This window comes from Dietzia sp. DQ11-71 (assembly GCF_014144995.1).
In the GTDB taxonomy this organism is placed as follows: Bacteria; Actinomycetota; Actinomycetes; order Mycobacteriales; family Mycobacteriaceae; genus Dietzia; species Dietzia kunjamensis.
In genome coordinates this window covers 1-2,864 of sequence record NZ_JAALDT010000043.1, presented here as the reverse complement: position 1 = coordinate 2,864, position 2,864 = coordinate 1, and the positions used below count along the sequence as shown (strand labels likewise).

1 protein-coding gene is annotated in these 2,864 nt (G+C 67.6%); it reads left to right on the top strand.

Annotation, left to right across the window (positions count from 1 at the left end; translation table 11 throughout):
- Positions 1 to 353: 353 nt before the first annotated feature.
- On the top strand, positions 354 to 2,864 hold a 2,511-nt coding region (locus G6023_RS01765; protein ID WP_182633930.1), incomplete at its 3' end, for an ATP-dependent Clp protease ATP-binding subunit.

The window sequence follows — 2,864 nt, the reverse complement described above, 5'->3', positions numbered from 1 at the left end:
CGAGTGTCGTCTTGCCGGTGCCGGGCGGTGCCTGGACCACCGCGGTGCCCGCCGTGGCGAGGGCGTCCAGCAGGGCGGGCAGGGCGCGGGTGAACGGCAGCCCGCGGCCGATGCGGTCGAGATCGAACGCGCTCACGGCGCCCGGCCGCCGATCGCGTAGCTCATGGCGACGACCCTAGTGGCCGGGGATCCGGCCCGTTGCGGGGCGTTCGCTGACGGCGTACACGATCATGCAATCGTTCCCCGACCTGCCGCGTTGAACACTGGTGACGGGCCTCGTGCTGCTCCTGCGGTGCAGAGCGTCAGAACCGGCCACTACAGTGGTGAAAAACCGAGGAATGTGAGGTAGCACGATGTTCGAACGGTTTACCGACCGCGCGCGTCGCGTCGTCGTCCTGGCCCAGGAAGAGGCCAGGATGCTCAACCACAATTACATCGGCACCGAGCACATCCTGCTGGGTCTCATCCATGAGGGCGAGGGAGTGGCCGCCAAGGCCCTCGAGTCCCTCGGGATCTCGCTGGAAGCGGTGCGGAGTCAGGTCGAGGAGATCATCGGCCAGGGCCAGCAGGCGCCCAGCGGGCACATCCCGTTCACGCCGCGGGCCAAGAAGGTCCTGGAGCTGAGCCTGCGCGAGGCGCTGCAGCTCGGCCACAACTACATCGGCACCGAGCACATCCTGCTCGGCCTCATCCGTGAGGGCGAGGGCGTCGCCGCCCAGGTGCTGGTCAAGCTCGGCGCGGACCTCACGCGGGTGCGCCAGCAGGTCATCCAGCTGCTGTCCGGGTACCAGGGCAAGGAGGCCGAGGCCTCGGGCACGCCCGCGGGCTCCGGTGGTCGCGAGGCCGGGACCCCGTCGTCGTCGACGGTCCTGGACCAGTTCGGTCGCAACCTCACCCAGGCCGCCATGGAGGGCAAGCTCGACCCGGTCGTCGGTCGCGCCAAGGAGGTGGAGCGCATCATGCAGGTGCTCTCCCGGCGCACCAAGAACAACCCGGTGCTCATCGGTGAGCCCGGCGTGGGCAAGACCGCCGTCGTCGAGGGCCTGGCGCAGGCCATCGTCAACAACGAGGTCCCCGAGACCCTCAAGGACAAGCAGCTGTACTCGCTGGACCTCGGCTCGCTCGTGGCCGGGTCCCGGTACCGCGGTGACTTCGAGGAACGCCTGAAGAAGGTCCTCAAGGAGATCAACCAGCGCGGCGACATCATCCTGTTCATCGACGAGATCCACACCCTCGTCGGGGCCGGTGCCGCCGAGGGCGCGATCGACGCGGCGTCGATCCTCAAGCCCAAGCTGGCCCGCGGTGAGCTGCAGACCATCGGTGCCACCACGCTCGAGGAGTACCGCAAGCACATCGAGAAGGACGCGGCGCTCGAGCGTCGTTTCCAGCCGGTGCAGGTGCCCGAGCCGAGCGTCGAGCTGTCCATCGAGATCCTCAAGGGGCTCCGGGACCGCTACGAGGCCCACCACCGGGTCACCATCACCGATTCGGCCCTGGCCGCGGCGGCCCAGCTGGCGGATCGCTACATCAACGACCGCTTCCTGCCGGACAAGGCCATCGACCTCATCGACGAGGCCGGTGCCCGCATGCGCATCAAGCGGATGACCGCTCCGCCGGACCTGCGCGAGTTCGACGAGAAGATCGCCGACGCGCGCCGTGAGAAGGAGTCCGCGATCGACGCGCAGGACTTCGAGAAGGCCGCCGGGCTGCGGGACACGGAGAAGAAGCTCATCGCCGAGCGTGCCGAGCGCGAGAAGCAGTGGCGCGCGGGCGACATGGACGTGGCCGCCGTGGTCGACGAGGAGCAGATCGCCGAGATCCTGGGCAACTGGACCGGTATCCCCGTCTTCAAGCTCACCGAGGAGGAGACCACCCGTCTGCTCCGCATGGAGGACGAACTGCACAAGCGGATCATCGGCCAGGAGGACGCCATCAAGGCGGTCTCGCGGGCGATCCGCCGCACGCGTGCGGGGCTCAAGGATCCCAAGCGTCCCTCGGGCTCGTTCATCTTCGCCGGCCCGTCCGGTGTCGGTAAGACGGAGCTGTCCAAGGCCCTGGCGAACTTCCTGTTCGGCGAGGACGACGCGCTCATCCAGATCGACATGGGTGAGTACCACGACCGCTTCACCGCCTCGCGGCTCTTCGGCGCGCCCCCCGGGTACGTCGGTTACGAGGAGGGTGGCCAGCTCACGGAGAAGGTGCGGCGCAAGCCGTTCTCGGTGGTCCTGTTCGACGAGATCGAGAAGGCCCACTCCGAGATCTACAACACCCTTCTCCAGGTGCTGGAGGACGGCCGTCTCACCGACGGTCAGGGACGCATGGTGGACTTCAAGAACACCGTGCTGATCTTCACCTCGAACCTCGGGACCAGGGACATCTCCAAGGCCGTCGGGATGGGCTTCCAGTCCTCCGACAACACCGAGGACGCCTACGAGCGGATGAAGCAGAAGGTCAACGACGAGCTGAAGAAGCACTTCCGCCCGGAGTTCCTCAACCGTATCGACGAGATCGTCGTGTTCCACCAGCTCACGCAGGAGCAGATCGTCCAGATGGTCGACCTCATGGTCAGCCGTGTGGGCGTGGCGCTCAAGGCCAAGGACATGACCATCGAGGTCACCGATCGGGCCAAGCAGCTGCTGGCCAAGCGGGGCTTCGACCCGGTCCTGGGTGCGCGGCCGCTGCGTCGCACCATCCAGCGCGAGATCGAGGACACGCTCTCGGAGAAGATCCTCTTCGGCGAGGTCGCGGCCGGCGAGCTGGTCACGGTCGACGTCGAGGGCTGGGACGGTGAGTCCGACAAGACCGAGGACGCGAAGTTCACCTTCTCGGGCGCCCCGCGTCCCGACGCCCCCGCGGACCGCGAG